This window comes from Neolewinella sp., assembly GCF_965214665.1.
In the GTDB taxonomy this organism is placed as follows: Bacteria; Bacteroidota; Bacteroidia; order Chitinophagales; family Saprospiraceae; genus Neolewinella.
The window spans coordinates 2,107,181-2,123,696 of sequence record NZ_OZ243970.1; the positions used below are offsets into that span (position 1 = coordinate 2,107,181).

15 protein-coding genes are annotated in these 16,516 nt (G+C 61.3%); 8 read left to right on the top strand and 7 right to left on the bottom strand.

Annotated features, from left to right (window positions below; genetic code table 11):
* Nucleotides 1–51 precede the first annotated feature (51 nt).
* Nucleotides 52–927, top strand: coding sequence for an alpha/beta fold hydrolase (locus tag ACOOHD_RS09255; RefSeq protein ID WP_420461280.1), 876 nt, complete (start codon nucleotides 52–54; stop codon nucleotides 925–927).
* Here ACOOHD_RS09255 and ACOOHD_RS09260 read toward each other — a convergent pair.
* Together ACOOHD_RS09260 and ACOOHD_RS09265 are read right to left on the bottom strand one after the other, a co-directional pair.
* Nucleotides 924–2,204, bottom strand: a complete 1,281-nt coding sequence (locus ACOOHD_RS09260) for a replication-associated recombination protein A (RefSeq protein ID WP_420461281.1) — start codon at nucleotides 2,202–2,204, stop codon at nucleotides 924–926. The two genes, ACOOHD_RS09255 and ACOOHD_RS09260, sit on opposite strands and share 4 nt — an antisense overlap.
* A gap of 76 nt (nucleotides 2,205–2,280) precedes the next feature.
* Nucleotides 2,281–2,763, bottom strand: coding sequence for a GNAT family N-acetyltransferase (locus ACOOHD_RS09265; RefSeq protein WP_420461282.1), 483 nt, complete (start codon nucleotides 2,761–2,763; stop codon nucleotides 2,281–2,283).
* A gap of 154 nt (nucleotides 2,764–2,917) precedes the next feature.
* On the opposite strand from ACOOHD_RS09265, the gene lpxB reads away from it, so the two are divergent.
* Nucleotides 2,918–4,003, top strand: a complete 1,086-nt coding sequence (gene lpxB / locus ACOOHD_RS09270; RefSeq protein WP_420461283.1) for a lipid-A-disaccharide synthase — start codon at nucleotides 2,918–2,920, stop codon at nucleotides 4,001–4,003.
* On the opposite strand, the gene ACOOHD_RS09275 is transcribed toward lpxB, so the two are convergent.
* Entirely contained in the window at nucleotides 4,000–4,422 is a 423-nt protein-coding gene (locus ACOOHD_RS09275) for a YqaE/Pmp3 family membrane protein (protein WP_420461284.1), read from the bottom strand. The two genes, lpxB and ACOOHD_RS09275, sit on opposite strands and share 4 nt — an antisense overlap.
* A 96-nt stretch (nucleotides 4,423–4,518) precedes the next feature.
* Complete coding sequence (locus ACOOHD_RS09280) at nucleotides 4,519–5,385, bottom strand: DUF6089 family protein (protein WP_420461285.1); 867 nt, start codon at nucleotides 5,383–5,385, stop codon at nucleotides 4,519–4,521.
* A 190-nt stretch (nucleotides 5,386–5,575) separates the two neighbouring features.
* Here ACOOHD_RS09280 and ACOOHD_RS09285 point away from each other — a divergent pair, with 190 nt between their 5' ends.
* The 3 genes from ACOOHD_RS09285 to ACOOHD_RS09295 all read left to right on the top strand — a co-directional run bounded on the left by ACOOHD_RS09285 (nucleotide 5,576) and on the right by ACOOHD_RS09295 (nucleotide 9,708).
* The gene (locus ACOOHD_RS09285) at nucleotides 5,576–7,423 is read left to right on the top strand and encodes an ABC transporter ATP-binding protein (RefSeq protein WP_420461286.1); all 1,848 of its coding nucleotides are present in this window, start codon (nucleotides 5,576–5,578) and stop codon (nucleotides 7,421–7,423) included.
* Nucleotides 7,420–8,421, top strand: coding sequence for a UDP-N-acetylmuramate dehydrogenase (murB, locus tag ACOOHD_RS09290; protein ID WP_420461287.1), 1,002 nt, complete (start codon nucleotides 7,420–7,422; stop codon nucleotides 8,419–8,421). The genes ACOOHD_RS09285 and murB overlap by 4 nt, the downstream gene beginning before the upstream one ends.
* A gap of 63 nt (nucleotides 8,422–8,484) precedes the next feature.
* Nucleotides 8,485–9,708, top strand: a complete 1,224-nt coding sequence (locus tag ACOOHD_RS09295) for a glycosyltransferase (RefSeq protein ID WP_420461288.1) — start codon at nucleotides 8,485–8,487, stop codon at nucleotides 9,706–9,708.
* Here the strand turns inward: ACOOHD_RS09295 and ACOOHD_RS09300 are convergent.
* The 3 genes from ACOOHD_RS09300 to ACOOHD_RS09310 all read right to left on the bottom strand — a co-directional run bounded on the left by ACOOHD_RS09300 (nucleotide 9,599) and on the right by ACOOHD_RS09310 (nucleotide 12,800).
* Complete coding sequence (locus ACOOHD_RS09300) at nucleotides 9,599–10,981, bottom strand: PIG-L family deacetylase (protein ID WP_420461289.1); 1,383 nt, start codon at nucleotides 10,979–10,981, stop codon at nucleotides 9,599–9,601. The genes ACOOHD_RS09295 and ACOOHD_RS09300 overlap by 110 nt on opposite strands.
* The gene (locus ACOOHD_RS09305) at nucleotides 10,962–12,083 is read right to left on the bottom strand and encodes an acyl-CoA dehydrogenase family protein (RefSeq protein WP_420461290.1); all 1,122 of its coding nucleotides are present in this window, start codon (nucleotides 12,081–12,083) and stop codon (nucleotides 10,962–10,964) included. The genes ACOOHD_RS09300 and ACOOHD_RS09305 overlap by 20 nt, the downstream gene beginning before the upstream one ends.
* Nucleotides 12,084–12,173: 90 nt before the next feature.
* Nucleotides 12,174–12,800, bottom strand: coding sequence for a LysE family transporter (locus ACOOHD_RS09310; RefSeq protein ID WP_420461291.1), 627 nt, complete (start codon nucleotides 12,798–12,800; stop codon nucleotides 12,174–12,176).
* A 99-nt stretch (nucleotides 12,801–12,899) separates the two neighbouring features.
* Between ACOOHD_RS09310 and ACOOHD_RS09315 the strand changes: the two genes are divergently transcribed.
* From ACOOHD_RS09315 to ACOOHD_RS09325, 3 genes are all read left to right on the top strand, one after another.
* A complete protein-coding gene (locus ACOOHD_RS09315; protein WP_420461292.1) occupies nucleotides 12,900–14,312 on the top strand; it encodes a phosphoglucomutase/phosphomannomutase family protein in 1,413 nt (470 codons plus the stop codon).
* A gap of 3 nt (nucleotides 14,313–14,315) precedes the next feature.
* A complete protein-coding gene (locus tag ACOOHD_RS09320) occupies nucleotides 14,316–15,764 on the top strand; it encodes a pyridoxal phosphate-dependent decarboxylase family protein (RefSeq protein ID WP_420461293.1) in 1,449 nt (482 codons plus the stop codon).
* A gap of 98 nt (nucleotides 15,765–15,862) precedes the next feature.
* A complete protein-coding gene (locus ACOOHD_RS09325) occupies nucleotides 15,863–16,513 on the top strand; it encodes a phosphatidylserine decarboxylase family protein (RefSeq protein ID WP_420461421.1) in 651 nt (216 codons plus the stop codon).
* Nucleotides 16,514–16,516 lie beyond the last annotated feature (3 nt).

Consider the following 16,516-nt stretch of genomic DNA (forward strand, 5'->3'; position numbering starts at 1 on the left):
ATGCGCAACCTGCTACTGCCCGCACGCGTTTTATAGGCATATTATTCTTTGATGCTGCTGAAGAAACGTTTTCTGGTCCTACTCACCGTATTTTGCTTTTTAGCCTACGCGGTGTACCGATTGGAACCCTTCGTACGCATTCAGATGGACGACCACCAGCTCAGCGCGATTCTGCAGAGCGAGAAACTAGATGCCGAGATCGGCTACCAGCAGGGATCTACTCGCCGTCTGCGCTACCTACAGATTGGCAAGGACTCTTCCAAGCCCCTACTTGTCTTCATCCACGGTGCCCCCTCCTCCAGCGCGTGGTGGATCACGATGATGCGCGACTCTGCCTTACGTGCTGAAACCAATATTCTGGCCATCGACCGACCGGGCTACGGCGGAAGTGGATTAGGTCGGCCCATGACTTCGGTGCAGGAACAGGCGGAGAACGTCGCCGCGGTGGTCCGCACCCGTCGCCACGCCGGCCAGAAGGTGATCGTGCACGGTAGCAGCTACGGCGGTACGGTAAGCGCCCGCCTGGCGATGGACTTCCCCGATTTAGTTGACGGACTGCTCCTCCAATCCGCCAGTATGGCCCCCAAGGAGGAATACACCTACTGGATCACCCACCCCACCTCCCACTGGTCGCTCTCCTGGCTACTGCCCAGCGGCCTCCATACGGCCAATTACGAAAAGCTCGCCCACCAGGCGGAGCTCGAGGATATGACTACAGAGTGGAAACATATCGACGCCCCCACCGTCATCCTCCACGGTACTGACGATTGGCTCATTTACCCCCGCAACGCCTACTACGCCTGCGACAAGCTCACTAATGCGCCCACGGTAATCCACCACATGGTGAAGGGTAAGGAGCACGACCTGCTCTATACCGCTCCGAAGCTGCTCAAGCACTACCTCCATTTTTTACTGGACGAAGTCTAACCGCCCGCATACTTCTCCCCCCACAACTGCCGCATCCGCTCGGCAATCTTGACCTCGGTGGCGTTATTATCCTGCGGGGTAAAAAAGGCCGTACCCGCTAGCTCCTCCGGTAAGTATTCCTGGGCCCGAAAATTATTCGGATTGTCGTGGCTGTAGTTGTAGTCCTTTCCGTAGTCCAGCTGCTTCATCAATTTAGTGGGCGCGTTGCGCAGGTGCAGAGGGACTGGCAGGGTGCCCGTTTTACGGATCGCCTGTTGTGCCGCGCCAATAGCTTTATAACTACTATTCGACTTCGGACTGGTCGCCAGATAAATAGCTGCCTGACTGAGAATGATGCGCGCTTCCGGGTAGCCCACGAGCTGAGCGGCCTGGGCGGCGGTGGTAGCCATGAGCAGGGCGTTGGGATTAGCCAAACCAACATCCTCGGAGGCGGAGATGACCAGGCGGCGGGCAATGAACTTGAGGTCCTCGCCCCCCTCCACCATGCGCGCCAGCCAGTACACGGCCCCGTTCGGATCGCTACCCCGGATGGATTTGATCATCGCCGAGGCAATATCGTAGTGCTGCTCACCGGTCTTATCGTAGCGCGTTAGGTTTTCCTGCACCCGGGCAGTGATGTAGTCGGTGTTGAGTACTACGCGCTGACCGTCGGCGGCCTCGTGGGTAACCAGTTCGAGTACGTTGTAGAGCCTGCGTCCGTCGCCGCCGGAGAAGCGTAGTAGGGTATCGTAATCCTCGACTACCACATCCATCTGGCTCAGGTATTCATCCTCCGCGAGCGCCCGGTCGACCATACTCACCAGCTCCTCCTTCCCCAGCGGTTCCAGCACGTACACCTGGGCCCGGCTGAGTAGCGCGGGGATGACCTCAAAGCTAGGGTTCTCCGTCGTAGCCCCGATCAGCGTAACGGTACCCGCCTCCACGGCTCCCAGCAAGCTATCCTGCTGCGACTTACTGAAGCGGTGGATTTCATCGATGAACAGAATCGGCGAGGCCGACTGAAAGAACTTCCCCCGCTTGGCCTTTTCGATGGTCTCCCGCACATCCTTGACCCCCGAGTTGATCGCCGAGAGCAGGTAGAAGGGTACCTCTAGGTGGTTGGCGATGATACGAGCCAGGGTGGTCTTGCCCACTCCCGGTGGCCCCCATAGGATGAAGCTTGGCAGGCGACCGGTCTCGATGGCACGGCGCAGCACGGCTCCGGAGCCTACTAGGTGCTGCTGCCCCACGTAGGTATCCAGCGAGGTCGGGCGCATGCGTTCGGCGAGGGGTTGCATGGGGTGAAGGTACTTCCGGCTCATGGCTTTTATCTTCTATAAGGCACCCCGGCAGGGATGCCGGGAGCCGGTAGATTTAAGCCACCCCGGTAGGGATGCCGGAAGCCGAGATGTTCAGCACCATCGCCCGGTGCGGTATCCCATCCTCCTCGTACACCTCCCCCACCCCGCGGTACCCCAGGCCACCGTAAAACTTCTGCAGGTGCGCCTGGGCGCTGATCTTGACCGGCTGCTCCCCGTAGTGGGCGTAAAGTACCCGCAGTGACTCCTGCATCAGCGGCCGGCCCAGCCCCTGCCCCCGCACCGCCGGTGCGGTCACTACCCGACCGATGCTGGCGTAGTCCGGATACGATACTCCCCGATCCAGCACCCGTGTGTAAGCGACCAGTTTATCCCCCTGTAATCCTACCACGTGTAGCGCCTCCCGATCCTTTCCATCGGCATCGAGGTAGTAACAAGTCTGCTCCACCACGAATACCTCCTGCCGCAGCGCCAATATCGCGTAGAGTAGGTCCACTCCCAACTCCGCAAACGTGTAGTGCTTCCAGTCTACTGCCATAGGATAAACTTTACCGCGAAGTAACGACTGCCCCCCGAATCGCCACTCGCTACCTTTACCCCTACGGTGCACCCGCGATCCCGCACAAGCTTGCCAGCCCGTAACACCTCCAATGACCGTCCTTAACCCCTTTAGTCCTTAACCCCCTAACTCCTTGCACTACTACCTCATCGCCGGCGAAGCCTCCGGAGACCTCCACGGCGCCAGGCTCGTCGAGGCCCTGCGGCGACTCGATCCTGCGGCCAACCTCCGGGCCTGGGGGGGAGAACTGATGGCGGCAGCCGGTGCCGAAGTGGTCAAAGACTACCGCGAGCTGGCCTTCATGGGCTTCGTGGAGGTGGTGAAAAACCTGCCAACCATTCTGCGCAACTTCCGGGAGTGCCAGGCCGATATCGAGGCTTTTGCTCCCGACCGACTGGTGCTCATCGACTACCCCGGCTTCAACCTACGGATAGCCAGGTGGGCACGCAAACGGGGCTATGACATCAGCTACTACATCAGCCCCCAGATCTGGGCCTGGCATACGAGCCGGGTCAAGCAGGTACGTGCTAACGTGGACCGCATGCTCGTGATCCTGCCCTTCGAGGAGGACTTTTACGCCAAGCACGGCATACGGGCGACCTTCGTGGGCCACCCGCTGCTCGACGCGGTACAGCAGACCGAGGAACTGGCCAGGACTCACGTCGCCCTGCTACCCGGTTCGCGGGCCCAAGAGATCGCCCGTAGCCTGCCCGTAATGCTTGCCGCGGCCGCCCGGCTACCCGATGAGCGCTACGTGATCGCCGGGGCACCCGGACAGGATGCCGCCACCTACCAGCCCTACTTAGAGGCAGCCGACGTACCACCCAATCTAGAGTTGGTGCACGGCAAGACCTACGAGGTGCTCGCTGCCGCCCACACCGCAGTAGTGACCAGTGGCACGGCTACCCTGGAAACGGCCCTCTTCGGCGTACCCCAGGTCGTTTGCTACCGCGGCAGTACGCTCAACTACTGGTTGGCGCGCCGCCTGGTGGCCAGTCGCATTAAATTTATCTCGCTAGTCAACCTAGTAATGGATCGGGAGGTGGTACCGGAGCTCATTCAGGCAAATTTCAATCCCGTACGACTAACCCAGGAACTCCAAAAAACAATTGCCGGTCCCGCGCGGGACCGGCAACTGAGGGACCTCGCCCGGCTGCGCCAACAACTCGGACAGGGTGGCGCAGCTCAGCGAGCAGCGGCAGAAATCATGAAAACTTAGCTTAAGATCGTGATCAGCGTGTAGATGAGTCCGGGAAAGTAGAACAGTAGCCACAGGACCAGGCTGATCCAAAATTTGCTGTTGGCCTCGCCCTGGTACAGGTACATTCCCAGGGGCGGAAGCAGAATCGTGATCAGGACGAGCAGCAGGGTATTGTCGGCGATATCGTCCTGGCGGTGACTCTTGATCGCCTCCTTCATGGCGCGGCGTTGCTCACGCTTGAGTTCGCGGCGCTCCTTGGCGCTCATACTCTTGAGGGATTCGCGGTATGCGCGGGCGGCTTCCAGGGCGGCAGCCTCGTTGGCGGTGGTAGCTTCCTCGGTGGTAGGGGGGGGAACGGGAACAACGATGGCGGCGCTCATCGGGCCAAAGGCGAGCAGCGTCAGCAGCAGGGAGAGGGTAAACGTGCGTAGACTCATAGAATGCGGGTGTTGTCTGGTTGGCGGTATTGCCACCCAAGCTAACCCGGTTTGGGTTCCGAGGTTTGTACCCAGACTAAATTTGCTACGACCGCACTAAAAGGAGTAACACCCGCTGCCACCGCGTCCGCCACCCCACCCCCCGAGGCGAATACCCACGGTGAGGTTGATGAGGAAGTAAAAGTCATCGGAGTTGCCCCCCCTGGTATAGGTAAGGTCGTCAGCCGTCTCGCCGGGCTGCGCGGCGGGGTTGGAGAAGAACGCCCCCCGCGTACCGCTGTTGGTGAGCACGTCGCCGTACACCAGGCGCCGACCGGTAATATCATCGAGGTAGTCCGTACCCGTAAGCCGGCCACTGACCTCGCCGCCGACGACCACGCGCTCGCCGAGCTTGGCCCGCAGACCGCCGCCGATGTGGTAGGTCGTGATGTTGAGCTCGTAGGGGGCCGGGTCGTAGTTGCCGTTCAGGATACCCTGCCCCTCCGTTTTCAGGGGCTGTAAGTCATAGTACACCCCATCGACCTGCGACTGGGGCTCGAAGGCCGTACGGCCTATTCCCACCATAACATACGGGGCCACAAACCGATCTTCGGGGTCACCGATGTAGAACAGATCGATCTCGGCGGCCAGACTAAACTCCTGAATCCGGGAGCGAAAGTTGCGGTCGATAAGGGCCCGCTCCGAGGAGCTCACCCGCACGTTAGTCTCTTGCTCCGCCTCGATGCGGCCAAAAATACCGTTGAAGCGCAGACCGATCCGACTCACGGGCCGGTACCGCAGGTAAAAGCCACCGTAGGTATTCCAGTCCTTGAGAAAGCCGATCCCGGACTCACTCAGGTCACCATTATAGGGCATATCACCACCCTGTAGACCAACCTCGAAGTAGCTCTGAGCGGAGGCGGTAGAAGGAGTACCCAGACAAAGCACGGCTAGGAGCACGAGAAGTAGGGAAGGATGTTTCATCAAGCTAGGTTAGAATAAGGGGCAATACGGATTAAACACTTTTTCGAAGGTAAAATTGTCAACTCGTCATGCTTCTTCAGTCAACCGCCTCCCCCCGGATTGAGTGGGTACTACCGGACTTTTTCACAGTAAGTTCAAAAAAGCCCGCCGCCCTGACCTTTTACTCCCCAAAGTGGTTCCTTTGTGAGTCATGGCCACCATCACCCCCGCAGCGGCCCCCACCCAGGAGGCCAAACCCCGTATTACGAAGGAGCGTCTGCGTCGCAGTATGCGTATCTTCGATTACGTGTGGCAGTACCGCTGGCTGTTCACCCTGAGTTTTATCATCCTGGGCCTGAGCTCGCTGGTGTTTTTGGTGCTTATCCAGCTACCCGGCGAGGCCCTGAATATCTACAATGGGAAGGGTAAGTACGGGCTTACGGTCGATGAGGTGTTCCAGCTCCTGGCCGCCCTGGTGATCATCCAGGCCCCGCTAAGCTTTTACCGCGTCCGCATCCAGGCCATCGTCAGCGAACGCTCTATGGCCTCCTTGCGCAAGGACCTGTTCGCTAAGATGCTGCACCTCACCGTCCCCTACTTCGAGCGCAGCCGCGTCGGCGAACTCTCCAGCCGCATCACCAACGACATCACCCAAATTCAGGGGGTGTTCAGCCTCACCCTTACAGAGTTTGCCCGCCAGATTATCATTCTGATCGGGGCTACTGCCTTCATCCTCGTCACCATGTTCCGCCTGGCGTTGGTGAGTCTTATTGTCTTTCCCATAGTGGTCATCGTGGCCATGTTTTTCGGCCGTTACGTCCGCAAAATGACCAAGGCGCGCCAGGAACAACTCGCCCAGAGCAACGTCATCGTCGAGGAAACGCTTCAGAGCATTTCCACCGTCAAGGCCTATACCAACGAGGACTTCGAGCTGGCCCGCTACGGCCGCAGCATCGATGAATCCGTCGACATCTCCATCCGCACGGCCAATGCCCGCGGCCTCTTCTCGGCCTTCATCGTCAGCGTCATGTTCGGGGCGCTGTTCTTCATTATCTACCGCGCCATCCTGCTGGTGCAGGCGGGCGATCTACCGGTCGGCGACCTCTTCACCTTCATCGTTCTGACGGGTATTATTGGCGGCTCGGTGGCCAGTCTCGGCAGCTTTTACGGGGAGATCGTGGGGGCGCTGGGTGCCTCCGACCGCGTCGTCGATATCCTTGAAAGTCGGGAATACGAGGGTGTAGAACAAGCAGCAGAGGGGGCGGGGCCGCCGGTGCCAAGTGAATCGAGGGAGGAACTCCTCACCACCGCGTTCACCGGAGCTATCGACTACCACCGGGTCGTCTTCGCCTACCCTACCCGACCGGACGTGACCGTGCTCAGGGGCATCGACCTCCACGTCGCTCCCGGCGAGAAGGTAGCCCTGGTCGGGGCAAGCGGAAGTGGCAAATCAACCATCGTCAAGTTGCTGCTGCGCTTTTATCCCGTCACCGAGGGGCACATCAGTATTGATGGGCACGACATTGAATCCTTCGACCTCGAACCCTACCGGGATCAGCTGGCGCTGGTGCCGCAGGAGGTACTGCTCTTCGGGGGCTCCATTCGGGAGAATATCACCTACGGTAAGCTCGATGCCACCGACGGGGAAGTACGCGCCGCCGCCCGACAGGCCAACGCGCTGGACTTCATCGAGGCCTTCCCGGAGGGGTTCGATACCCTGGTAGGCGATCGCGGTATCCAGCTCAGCGGCGGGCAGCGGCAGCGGGTAGCTATCGCCCGGGCTATCCTGAAAGACCCTAAAATCCTACTGCTCGATGAGGCGACTAGTAGCCTCGATGCCGAGAGTGAGCGCGTCGTCCAGGAGGCTCTCGATAACCTGATGCGCGGCCGCACTAGCATTATCATTGCCCACCGGCTGGCGACGATCCGCAACGTTGATCGGATCTACGTCATCGAAAACGGTACGATCGTAGAATCGGGCACCCACGACGAACTCAGCGTACGGCCCCACGGGGCCTACTCCGCCCTGGCCCGCCTGCAATTCGACCTGGCGGAATGATGCGGTACGGGGTAGACCTACGACGCTTCAATACCTTCGGTCTGCCGGCCGTGGCCGAGCGGTACCTGCCACTTACCGATCTGGCCCAACTGGAGGGAGAGGAATTCCGGCAGGCGCCAGATCTAGTCTTAGGTGGCGGAAGTAACCTACTCCTGCTCGAAGACCTGCCGGGACTAACCGTACATGTACTACTGAGCGGCATCACCTGGTCGGACGGTAAAGGTCGCTTCCGGGTGGCTGCCGGTACCGACTGGAACCAGTTCGTGCGCCACACCCTCGAACGGGGCTTTGCGGGAATGGAAAACCTCATTCTCATTCCCGGCACGGTGGGGGCCGCCCCCGTACAGAACATCGGAGCCTACGGGGCGGAGGTGGCCGAGTTCATCACCGCGGTGCACGCCTGGGAGTACGGGGTGGGTCCGGTTGATCTGTCCCCGGCCGACTGCGCCTTCGGCTACCGGGATAGTCACTTTAAACGGGAGCCGGGGCGCTACCTGATCACGGCGGTCAGCTTCGACCTCAGCACCCCCCGCCCCCTGAAGTTAGACTACGGGGCCATTCGGGGCGAGTTGGACCGGCTGGGCATCAAGCAACCTACCGCCGCCGACGTGGCTAACGCGGTGACCAGCATCCGCCGCAGTAAGCTCCCCGACTGGTTCTTGCTGGGCAATAGTGGCAGTTTCTTCAAAAATCCGGTGGTAGCCCGCAGCACCTACGAACGGTTACAACAGACGCACAGTGACCTACCTGCCTACCCTGTCGACGAGGCGCACGTCAAGCTACCCGCCGGCTGGCTCATCGACCGGGCCGGCCTCCGGGGTCAGGGCAACGAGCGCGTCGGTACCTACGACCGCCAGGCCCTGGTACTGGTGAACCGGGGCGGTGCCTGCGGACGCGACGTACTGGATTTCAGTGAGCGGGTACAGGATACGGTGGCCGAGCAGTTCGGGGTGCGGTTGGAGCGGGAGGTGCAGCTGGTGGGTGGCAGCGCAACATAGTAAAGTGTACACGCAACACTGCGCGGTTAAACGTGCTTCAAGTCATAACGCAATTTCACCTTCTTGGCTGATTTACCCCCCGGTATACCTCCTCTGACCGCAGCCGACGGTTCGGAGTACGCACACTCGGAGTGCTTGTTCTGTATCACGCTTCCGGCAAAAAACGAGGCGGCCCACATCACCGAAGCTTTACGGGCACTGCACCTGCAGGTCGACCCCCACGGCAGCCGGGTCGACCCTACCACCTACGAAGTGCTGCTATTAGCGAATAACTGTAGCGACGACACCGCTGAGGTAGCTCGCGCCTACGCCGCTGCCCACCCTGATTTTCGGCTACAGGTACTGGAAGTGACGATTCCCGCCGAGGTAGCTAGTGTGGGCGTAGCCCGCCGCCTGCTGGGAGATCTGGCCGTAGCCCGCCTTCCCGAATACGGGATCATTTGCACAACGGACGCCGATAGTACCGTAGACCGGCACTGGCTGTACTACACCCGCTGTGCCTTCGACCGGGGTGCCTCGGCCGTGGGGGGGCGGATCATCGTGCGCCAAAGAGAGCGACGTCGCTACCGTAAAACCCACCTTCAGGATGTAACCTACCGTATGCTACAGGTGTTGCTGGAATCCCTGATCGACCCCTGCACCAACGATCCCTGGCCGCGGCACTTCCAGCACTACGGTCCGAGTATTGCGGTGCGCAAGGATGCCTACCTGGCCTGCGGCGGGATGCCGGCCGTGAGCTGTATCGAAGACATTCACCTGATGTGGGCCCTGGAGCGAATCGACGTGCCGGTCGTTCACGACCCTAAAATAAAGGTCTATACCAGCGATCGGGAGAGCGACCGCATTGAAGGCGTCGCCTTCAGTCGCACCCTGGACGAGTGGGGAAAAATGGCGGAGGATGGCCGCCGACCGGTGGTGTGGGGCCTACAGCACTGCATCATGCTGTTCAAGTGGAAGGTAGCCCTACGGCGTGCTTATTTGGAACGACGCATCGGCAACAGCCCGGCCCTCTTTGAGTTAGCCGATTACCTGAATATGCCCTACGGGGAGCTCGAGCACCGTATCGCTACGGCTGAATCCGCCGGCGGGCTATATCAGGACATTCGCAGAATACTGGAACACACCCACGAGTTTTCCGACGCCCCCTTTGAAGAGGTGATCCGCGACCTGCGCCGCTTTACCCGGTCGGTGCACCTGCGGCCCCGCCCTTCTTTTTCCAGACGTCCATCCGGTACCGCTCGGCCCGCTCCGCCTTTAGATGGTGAAAGCCCCGTAGAAGTTGACTGAACGTCTCGTGCACCTCGTCACCGGTCAGCGGATAATCCGGTACGTAGGGCGTGTAGTGGACTAGGATAAGCGTACCCCCCGGCAGGATGGCCTCTCCAATGAGCGCTATGGCCCGGGTGAGGTCTTCGTAGCTCCAGTAGTAGCCCACCTCGCTGAGCACGACTAGGTCGAAGCGCTCGGCGGGGAACTCTTTCGGTACCGTCATCTTACGGAAGGTGACCTGGGGCTGGTCGGCCAGCCGCTCGCGGGCTCGGATCAGGGGAGCCTCATTGATGTCGATGGCGAGTAGGGCGTCACAGCGATTGGCTAGTAACTCCGTAAGAACTCCAATGGAACAGCCGATCTCAAAGGCCGAGGTGTAGCGCTCCTCGGGCAGGGCGGCCATGGTAGCCGCGTACTTCTCGCGCTCGTAAGCACTGGTTTCGAAGTCCCAGGGGTCATCGGTATGGGCGTAGACGCCCTCGAAGTAGTCTTCCGGCAGGGTGCGGTGCCGTTTAGCCGCCTCCTCGAAAAACACCTCGGTGGGCCGGCGGAAGTGGTCGAGCATATGTTCCTGGAGCTGGAACCCATCGGGCGCATCGTCGATGATACCGGCGTACTGGGAGGCGTGGGCGTGTATGGCGCGTTGTTTGCGCTCCTGCTGCGCGGCTACGTCGAGCTGCCAGACGATCATCTCGTCGGGGCGGGGCAGGTCCACCACGTTCTGGGCCTCCCACAGCCATACGGGGTACTCGATCCACCGAATTCCCTCCGGGCGGTAGCGTTCGGCGGCCGCCCGGCAAATTTCCCAGGTGGCCCGGTGGTCGGGGTGGGGATCGCGCCGCCAGGGCACAACCAGGGTATCAGCTTGCCAGTCCGCTAGGCGCTGACTTAGGTCATCAATGATGGAGTCGAAATCCGGATGCCACTGCCGGGGCACCTCCCCGTCGGGCAGGGCCATGAAGTGCACGTGCTGGGGGGGTACCCCCAGGGTGGCGCAGGCGACTACGGCCTCGGCCCGGCGCAGGGTAACGCGCGCAGGACGGGGGAATTTTTCCGACTGTGGGTGCGACATGCCGCCGTCACTGACGAACACCACCCGTACCTGCTGGCCGCGGTCGGTGAGGGTGGCGATGAGGCCGCCGCAGCCTAGCGACTCGTCGTCCTGGTGGGGAGAAAACACCACGGTGCGGTGCCAGGGGTGTAGGTCGCCGTGGGGGTGAATGGGGGAGTCGGTGTACAGGCTGGCTTTGCGCTCTGCCAGCAGCTGGGGATCAGTGGGTAGGGTGGTCATTGAGGTAGTGTTTGCCGACGGCCTCCAGGGCGGCATCGGGGGCGGGTTGGCGCAGGTACATGGTCAGATCGGCGTGCAGACGGGGTAGGGCGTAGGGGTGTAGCATGCCCCGGGCACCGGCGCTGTGCTCGGCCAGGCGCAGGCAATCGGTGCAGATACTGGCAATGGCCGTGCGGGTCATGTTGGCGTAGTAGATGATCTCGTCGGTGTCGCTGCTCTGATCGGTCACGCGGCCGGACCGCTCCAGCCAGTGGGTGCCGCTTTCGACCAGGATGGCCATTTGTCCGACGCGGCTGCGGTGGTAGCAGTCTTCGGTGCGCCTGAGCTGGCGAAGGTAGTCGCGCACGGCCTCCAGGACGGCCGCCGCCCCGCCCAGGTGCACGGCCGCGAAGCGAATGGCGCCCCCACTGAGGTAGGGCTGGCGGTTGTAGTCGCCGGGCTGGCCCAGCAAGTCCGTGGGTTCTAGCGCAATGCCGGTAAAATCGATCTTGTAGCTTACGCTGTTGCGCATGCCGAAGGGCGCCCAGAAGCTCTTGTCAACGGGGGGGTCGTAGCGGTCCAGGGGTACAATAGCCATCTGCCAGCCCAGGGCCTTACCCGTGTTGTCGTGCAGTACGCCGGGCACGATGGGGCGCGTCACGTGGACCGAGCCGCTACAGAAGCTCTTACTGCCCCGGATGCAGACCTTTCCAGTGCGTTGCCGGTCCAGGTGAATGCCATCTTGCATTTCAGTATTCCACACGCCGAAGACGTGACCGGCGCGGGCATCGGCGAACCAGCGCTGCTGCTGGGCCGGGGTACCATAGACGGAGATGAGCTGAAGGGCATTTACGTGCCCCTCGTAGATACGGCCCACCGAAAGGTTGCCCTGCCCGATGTACCGAAGGAGCTGGAGCAGGGCAGGCGTGTTGCCGTGACGAGAATCGAGGGCCTCTCCGGGCAGGGTGATGTGGAGGAGACCGGCTTGGCGTATGGCATCCATCTCCCGCTGGGGGTAGGCGGCCGAGGCAAAAGTCTCGGGAGCCCATTCGGAAAACTGCTGCTGCAGCCGGCGGGCGAGCTCGACGGGCGCGGGAGCGGGGGGAGCGGGAAGGCGGATCATATACTGCCCAAATACCGTATTCCGGTCCGGTGTTGTGATGAATTTGCAGATATTTGAGCAGGGGGGGCCACCGCCGCGGTACGCAGTGAGCTACCTATACATCCGTATGGCCTGTACCAGAGCCAGTAGGATCAGGATACCCCCTAGCACGAAATTGATGTTGCGGGTAAGAAAATGGGCGCGCCGCTGCATCCAGCGCGCACAGCGGGTGTAGGCTCCGAAAATCAGCATGGCACCTGTGCCCGCGCCCAGGGTGAAGCCGGTGCGGGAGCCAAAATCACTCTGGAGGTAGCCGTCGGAAAGCAGCCAGCCGCAGACCGCGAAAAAGTAGGGCACGGTGAGAAAATTCATCAGGGCAAGCGCGATGCCGCGTACGAACGCACTGCCGTGGTAAGGCTTACTCTCGGGGCCTTCGTGCTGTAGTTGCGCCCGGAACCCCTTGACCAGAAAAAAGGCAGCCAGCACTAGCAGCACCAGCACCGCCCACTGTCGCATGAAGGTAAGAATGCGGGGGTGGGCGGCAAAATAGGACGCGAAGAAGACGGCCAGGGCGGCCTGGGTGGTGAAGGCTACGGTCATACCCACTCCGAAGACATACCCCGCCCGGCGACCGGCCCGCAGAGTGACACTGACACTGTTCATGTTGAGCAAGCCGGGAAACCAGGTGGCTGCCACGGCGGCGGCTAGGCCGAGCAGCAGCGCGGTGATGAAATCCACACCACGAAGGTACGTGGGGTAGAAGAAAGCACCTACGTAACCTCCATACTAGCAAAATTTGCCACCTTCGCACGACACCCATCAAAATGACCCCCTCGCATGGATCCCATTAAGATTAAGTTCGGCACCGACGGCTGGCGTGCCATCATCGCTCAGGAGTATACGGTAGACAACGTGAAGCGCGTCGCAGAGGGTACCGCCCTGTGGCTCAAACAGCAGGGGGACACGGCCCGCGTGGTGATCGGCTACGACTGCCGCTTCGCCGGCCAGTTGTTTTCGGAGACCACCGCCCGCGTATTTGGTAAGCACGGTATTACCAGTTTGCTGGCTCCCGCCTTTATTTCTACCCCCATGGTAAGCCTGGGCGTAGTCAAAACCGGTGCGGACCTAGGCGTAGTGATCACCGCCAGCCACAACCCACCGGACTACAACGGCTATAAGCTCAAGTCCAAGCTGGGTGGGCCGAGTGTACCGGATGACGTGAGCGCCGTGGAGGCTCTTATTCCCGATGAGGTGCCCACCGACCTGCCCGAGCTCGAAGATCTCAAGGAGCAGGGACTGGTCGAGGAGCACGACTTCGAGCAAATTTACATCGACCACGTCACGGACAAGTTCGACCTAGAGCTGATCCGCAACGCCGACTTCGGCATCGCCTACGACGCCATGTACGGGGCTGGGCAGTCGGCCATGGTCAAGTTGCTGCCCGAGGCGCGCCACCTACACTGCGAGTACAACCCCAGCTTCCTCGGCACCGCCCCCGAGCCCATCGACCGCAATCTCCAGCAGCTGAGCGACGTGATCAAAAACGATCCGAAGCTTAGCCTAGGGATTGCCAATGACGGCGACGCCGACCGCATCGGACTCTACGACGAGAACGGAGACTTTGTGGACAGCCACCACATCCTACTGCTCCTACTGATGTACCAGTACGAGTACAAGGGCATCCACAACGGCGAAGTGATCCTAACCTTTTCCGTGACCGACAAGCTCAAGACCTTAGCCGAGCAGTACGGCCTGCCCTACGAGGTGACCAAGATCGGCTTCAAGTACATCGCCGAAATCATGGCCGAGCGCGACGTGATCGTGGGTGGGGAGGAGAGCGGCGGACTGGCCGTAAGCGGCCACATCCCCGAGCGTGATGGCATCTGGATCGGCCTGATGATCGCTGAGTACATGGCCAAGACCGGTAAGTCGCTCAACGACCTCATCCAGGACGTATACGCCAAGGTGGGCAGCTTCAACTGCGACCGCGACGACGTGCACGTCGACAACGACCGCAAGTGGGAGATCGTCAAGCAGGCCCGGGATAATCCCTTCCAGAAAATCGGCCCCTACACCGTCACCGACGTCAAGCACGTGGATGGCACCAAGTTCTACCTCGACGGTGACGACCGCTGGCTCATGGTACGCCCCAGCGGCACCGAACCCGTCCTGCGGGTGTACGCCCAGGGCGCCGATGCGGCGGAGACCCGCAAGATCCTCGACGCCGGCCGGGCCGAGATGGGCATCTAGACCATGACCGAGCTCCTGCGCCGGGCCTACTCACCGGCTACCTTCCGCACCGAGGGCCACGCCTTGATCGACCAACTGGCCGACTACCTGGAGGGGGTGACGGACTACCCCGCCAATCCCTACGCTACCCCGGAGCAGAGCCTGGCCGTATTCCGGGAGCTCCTCGACCGCGGTGCCGCACCGCAGGAGGTGTACCGGCAGCTGATCCAGGATAACGTGCACCTGCACCACCCCGACTACCTGGGCCACCAGGTGGTCCCACCCGCCCCGCTTGCAGCTCTGGGAGACGTGGCGGCCAGTCTGATGAATGCCGGACAGGCCATCTTCGAGATGGGCCGGCCGGGGGTAGCGATGGAGCAGCTGGTCATGGAGCGGTTCGCGGAGATGTTACGCCTGGCGCCCACGGCGGGCGGCTTCCTGACCAGCGGCGGCACCCTCGCTAACCTCACCGCCCTGCTGGCCGCCCGCGCCCGGCAGTGGCCGGCGGGGGGTGATGCGTGGCGCGATGGCAACGGCCCCGTACGCCCCTGCCTGCTAGTCAACGCCCAGGCCCACTACTGCATCGACCGGGCGGTGCGGATCATGGGCTGGGGGGCGGAGGGCATTATTCACGTGCCTACGGATGGGGAACTGCGCATGCGCACCGAGCTCATCGACGAGCTAGTAGCCGATGCACGTGAGCGGGGGCTGACTCCGGTGGCGCTGGTGGGTAGTGCCTGTACGACCAGCACCGGCACCTACGACGACATCGGCGCGCTGGCCGATGCCGCCGCCCGTCATCAATTGTGGCTGCACATTGACGGGGCGCACGGGGCAGCGGTGCGGCTCGACCCCGAGCGGCAGCACCTCACCGCGGGGCTGGAGCGGGTCGATAGCCTGACACTGGATTTCCACAAGATGCTGATGGCCCCGGCGCTGACTACCGGGCTGTTTTTTCGGGAGGCGGGGGATCAATACCGGACGTTTCAGCAGGAGGCGGATTATTTATTAGGGAAGTCGGCGGACTGGTCGGATATCGCCAGGCGTAGCTTCGAGTGTACGAAGCGGACGCTGAGTCTGCGGGTGTTTACCCTGCTGAGTGCTTACGGGCCGGAGGTGTTTCGGGACTACGTGGTACAGGTGGGCGTGCTCGGGCGGGAACTGGCCCGGCTGGTGCGGCGGGACCCAAACTTGGACCTTTTCATGGAGCCGGACGTCAACATTGTCTGCTTCCGGTTCGTGGCTCCCACCCTAGCGGTGGAGCAGCGCAGCGCGGTGAACGAGCTGATCCGCGCCACCCTTACCGAGGACGGACGCCGCTACATCGTACAGACCAAGATTGCGGGACAAACCTACCTGCGCTGTACCCTTACCAATGCTTTCACGACTACGGAGCATCTACAGGCCATGCTACGGGAGGTAGTGGACAGGGGGCAGCAATTCTTGGATTTACGCACCACCCTACCCCGATGAGCTCCCTAACGGAAGAACGTTTTTTCGCGCCCCTACGTTACCCTTACAGAAAGACCGATCTTTGCGATTGCTAAACCTCCCCCGCTTTGCGTAAACCGATTAAGATCCATCCGGAAGGTAGGCGCGTGCTTGCCCTACTCTTCGTCGGTCTCGCCCTGATTTGCACCCTAGTCTACTACCGTGCCCCGGCGCAGTTGCCGGTCGTGGCTATCGCCTCCGGACTGTTCTTTGTCACCATCCTACAGTTTTTCCGTAACCCCACCCGGATGGTGCCCGAGGAGGCCGACCACCTGGTGTACGCGCCCGCTGACGGTAAGGTGGTGGTCATCGAGGAAGCCTACGAGCACGAGTACTTCAAGGCCAAACGCCTGCAGGTGAGTATCTTCATGTCGCCGGTCAACGTTCACGTCAATCGTAACCCCGTCAGCGGCCTGGTCAAGTACAACAAGTACCACCCCGGCAAATACCTCGTCGCCTGGCACCCCAAGAGCAGTAGCGAAAACGAGCGCACCACGGTGGTCATCGATACGGGAGAGACCGAAATTCTCCTGCGGCAGATCGCCGGCGCCCTGGCCAAACGTATCAAGAACTACCTCGAGGTCGGCCAGCAGGTCGTACAGGGCGAAGATTTCGGCTTCATCAAATTCGGTAGCCGGGTCGATCTATTCCTTCCCCTCGGTACCCGCCTCAAGGTCGAGATCGGCCAGAAGGTAAAGGGCAATAAGACCGTCATCGCCGAACTAGACTAACGC